This window comes from Pseudomonas sp. SST3, assembly GCF_003325755.1.
In genome coordinates, this window is sequence record NZ_QORI02000132.1 from 1 (window position 1) to 4,150 (window position 4,150).

Here is a 4,150-nt window from a genome sequence, read left to right on the forward strand (position 1 = left end):
CTCATCGTTCAAGGCCCAACTGAGTTATCTGTTTCAAGATCGTACGCAACCTGGCGATCGATCATTACGCAAAGCAGGCCCTGGAGCTCAATACTCCGGGACCGAAAGAGGAAGGCTTGAATGTGGTTATTCACGGCGCTTCACCGGAAACCTCGCACATCAATTTCAACACCCTGGAAAACATCGCCGACGCCCTGACGCAACTGCCCCAGCGTACCCGCTACGCGTTCGAGATGTACCGCTTGCATGGCGTGCCGCAAAAAGACATCGCCAAGGAGCTTGGGGTGTCGCCGACCTTGGTGAACTTCATGATTCGCGATGCGCTGGTGCATTGCCGCAAGGTGTCGGGCAGTCATAGCGATACGTTTTGCGCGGCGGGTTTGAGCACAGCGAGGACATTCTGGGTAAGGGCCCACGGTAACCACGATGCGAAGCGAGTCGCTCTTGATCTGCTTTTGATCTTGATCTCAGGCGCCCCGTTAAACCACGCTGGCCGAACGCAGGCTTGAATTCGTGGGTAACCCGGCAGGACGCCGGGTTAGCCGCCCCGCGCCATGGATGGCGCGTGGCGGCGGCCCACGGATTCAAGACTATGTTCGGGCACACCGAGCCTAAGCGAGGTGCCGAGTGGTGGGGCAAGAGCGCTTTGCTTACTTTCGCGCTTTTCGAAAGTGAGCCGCCGTCAGGGCGGAACCCTAAGTGGCCGTTACCGCAGCAATGGATATGCACACAATCCAACTGTGTCGCCTGCCAGGCCGCCTTCGCGAGCAAGCCCGCTCCCACATTGGGATCGTTTGGGATCAGGAAGATAGGCGCCGGCTGTCGGCCGTCATCGCAGGCAAGCCAGCTCCCACATTCAAGATCGCGGAGCCACTCAATCGTCGTCGTGCACGTGAGCGTCAGCACAGGGCAGTCGGCCGGACTCACCTCCGGCAATCCGTTCCGCCTGATCAATACCGCGTTTGAGCGCGTCATTCACCGTCCATTCGGCACCCGGCAACTGCTTGATGCGTTCAACCACACATTGTCCCGTCGCGGTATAAAACACAGAGCAGCACTTCAATATCAGCATCGTCCCGCTCTCGGGCCCTGACTTCGATATGGCAGCCGTTTTCGACTTCCCGGGTGAAGCATTTTTTCTTTCAGTGCTTTTGAGACCCAGGCTTTATAGGTGTTGCCACGTATAAACATAGCGCTTCTCCAAAACCGTTAGTGGGGTTGGCCATCAACTAACGACTGAAATCCCTAACCAGAATTCAGACTTTCTGCAAGGCCACCTCCATCATGCACCGATAAAAACCTTTTACCGTTTCGCCTGTTAAACCGTTCGTCAGGCGAGGAAACAAATTGTTAAACCAACCCACCGGGCTCTATTCAAAATGTTCGGGAGCGCGGCGAAAGGCGCCCTGCAGAGCGGCAGCAAAAGCCAATAAAACCGAGCAGTAGAAGCACTTTTTCTACTGACGGCACCTTATTGCCGAGTGTTTAACACCTGACGGCTCCTGAGGTTAACAAGCGCTTCGCTTAGTTAACGCTTGAGCACTGATTCGGCACAGCAAAACGCAAGTTTCCAATACAGGAGCAAGGCATGAAACGAGCGATGGGTTATTGCCTGGTCACTATCACCAGCCTCTTCTTACTCACCAGTTGCAACCTGGTGGTATTCAACCCCAAGGGGCAAGTAGCAACCGATGAGCGCGACCTGATTATTCTCGCTACGGGCCTGATGCTGCTGGTGGTCGTTCCGGTGATTGTGATGATGTTTGTCTTCGCCTACCGCTACCGCGCCACCAATAAAAAAGCGCGTTACTCCCCCCGCTGGGCCAGTTCGCACAAAATCGAAGCGGTGGTATGGGGCGTTCCCCTGCTGATCATCATCGTCCTGGGGTGGGTGACGTGGGAGACCACCCACGCACTCGACCCCTATCGCCCGCTGGAGTCAGACACCCCGCCGATCAATGTGCAGGTGGTGGCCACCGACTGGAAATGGCTGTTTATCTACCCTGACCTGGGCATCGCCAGCGTCAACGAACTGGCCCTGCCGGTACACACGCCGGTGAGTTTCACCGTCACCTCCGACGCGCCATGACCTCGTTCTTTATTCCCGCACTCGGCGGCAGATCTACGCCATGGCCGGCATGCAGACCAAGTTGCACCTGATCGCCAACGAAACCGGTGAGTTCAGAGGGATTGCCGCCAACTACAACGGCCCCGGTTTTTCCGACATGCATTTCACCACGCTGTCCCTGAGCACTGCCGACTTTCAAACCTGGGTGACAAAGGTCAAGGGCGCGGCCACCTCTCTGGACCACAGCACTTACGCGCAATTGGCCAAGCCGACCCTCAAGCACCCGGTGACCTATTACTCGGCGGTACAGGAGCGCTTGTTCCTGGACATCGTCGATAAATACGAAGGCATGAACAAGGCCAATAAACCCCGGCGCTCGCCATTGAGCGACGCTGCACAACGCACCGATCAACACCCAAGTCTGCTGGCTGAGGAGCGGTAACCATGTTCGGAAAACTGTCGTGGGACGCGATCCCAACCACTGAACCCATTGTGATGTACACCCTGGCCATCGTCGGCCTGATCGGGGTGGCGTTGGTGGGCTCGATTACCTGGAAACGCAAGTGGGGCTATTTGTGGCGCGAATGGTTCACCTCGGTGGACCACAAGAAGATCGGTTGCATGTACATCATCGTCGCCCTGGTGATGCTGCTGCGTGGGTTTTCTGATGCGATCATGATGCGCACCCAACAAGCCATGGCCGCCAGCGGCGGGCCGGGTTACCTGCCGCCGGAACATTACGACCAGATCTTCACCGCCCACGGCGTGATCATGATCTTCTTCATGGCCATGCCCTTCGTGGTCGGCTTGATGAACATCGTCGTGCCGTTGCAGATCGGCGCTCGGGATGTGGCCTATCCGTTTCTCAACGCCCTGAGTTTCTGGCTGTTCGTGGTGGGTGCGGCGCTGGTGAACATTTCGCTGGGGGTCGGTGAGTTCGCGCGCACCGGCTGGGTCGCGTATCCGCCGTTATCCGAGCTGGGCTACAGCCCCGGCGTCGGCGTGGATTACTACATCTGGTCATTGCAGATATCCGGCATCGGCACGCTGCTCACGGGGGTGAATTTCTTCGTCACCATCCTGAAGATGCGCACCGAAGGCATGACGCTGTTCAAGATGCCGGTGTTCACCTGGAATGCGCTGTGCACGTCGGTGCTGATCCTGGCGGCATTGATCCTCACCGCCACCCTGTTGATGCTGACCCTGGACCGTTACCTGGCTATGCATTTTTTCACCAAACGAGGGCCGGGCGGCAACCCGATGATGTACGTGAACCTCATTCTGGGCCTGGGGGCATCCGGAGGTGTACATCCTGATCCTGCCCGCGTTCGGGGTGTTTTTCCGAGATTGCCGCCACCTTCAGCAGCAAGCGGCTGTTCGGCTACGTGTCGCTGGTATGGGCGACCATCGCGATCACCGTGTTGTCGTTCATCGTGTGGCTGCATCACTTTTTCACCATGGGCGCGGGGGGCAACGTCAACGCGTTCTTCGGCATCATGACGATGATCATCGCGGTGCCGACCGGGGTGAAAATCTTCACCTGGTTGTTCACCATSKACCGCGGCGCGTGCGCTTCGAAAACGCCCATGCTGTGGACCCTGGGCTTTATCGTGACCTTCAGCATCGGCGGCATGACCGGGGTGCTGCTGGCGGTGCCGGGGGCCGATTTCCTGCTGCACAACAGCCTGTTCCTGATCGCGCACTTTCACAACGTGATCATCGGCGGCGCGGTGTTCGGCTATATGGCCGGCCTGACGTATTGGTTCCCCAAAGCGTTCGGTTTCCGCTTGAACGACAAGCTGGGGCGCATCGCTTTCTGGTGCTGGCTGGTGGGCTTTTACTTCGCGTTCATGCCCTCCTACGTGCTGGGTTTCATGGGCATGACGCGCCGACTCAATCATTTCGACAACCCCGAATGGCGGCCCTGGCTGCTGCTGGAGTTGGTGGGGGTGGCAATCATCCTCTGCGGCGTGGCGGCGCAAGCCTTGCAATTGTTTGTCAGCATCCGCAACCGTCATCAATACCGCGACCTCACCGGCGACCCGTGGGACGGGCGCACCCTGGAATGGGCCACCGCGTCCC

General features: G+C 58.1%; 1 protein-coding gene and 3 pseudogenes. 3 read left to right on the forward strand and 1 reads right to left on the reverse strand.

The features are described from left to right. Nucleotides 1-347, forward strand: a pseudogene (locus DQ405_RS25060) (sigma-70 family RNA polymerase sigma factor); the annotation flags it as partial. A 527-nt stretch (nucleotides 348-874) separates the two neighbouring features. Here DQ405_RS25060 and DQ405_RS27920 read toward each other — a convergent pair. Next, on the reverse strand, nucleotides 875-1,072 hold the full coding sequence (locus DQ405_RS27920) for a hypothetical protein (protein ID WP_241730216.1): 198 nt from the start codon (nucleotides 1,070-1,072) through the stop codon (nucleotides 875-877). A 516-nt stretch (nucleotides 1,073-1,588) separates the two neighbouring features. On the opposite strand from DQ405_RS27920, the pseudogene cyoA reads away from it, so the two are divergent. Next, nucleotides 1,589-2,510, forward strand: a pseudogene (gene cyoA, locus DQ405_RS25070) (ubiquinol oxidase subunit II). A 2-nt stretch (nucleotides 2,511-2,512) separates the two neighbouring features. Further along, nucleotides 2,513-4,150, forward strand: a pseudogene (locus tag DQ405_RS25075) (cbb3-type cytochrome c oxidase subunit I); the annotation flags it as partial.

What these genes read in the sequence shown, in the direction of transcription:
- DQ405_RS27920 (WP_241730216.1), bottom strand. Translation starts at nt 1,072, where the DNA reads ATGCTGATATTGAAGTGCTGCTCTGTGTTTTATACCGCGACGGGACAA.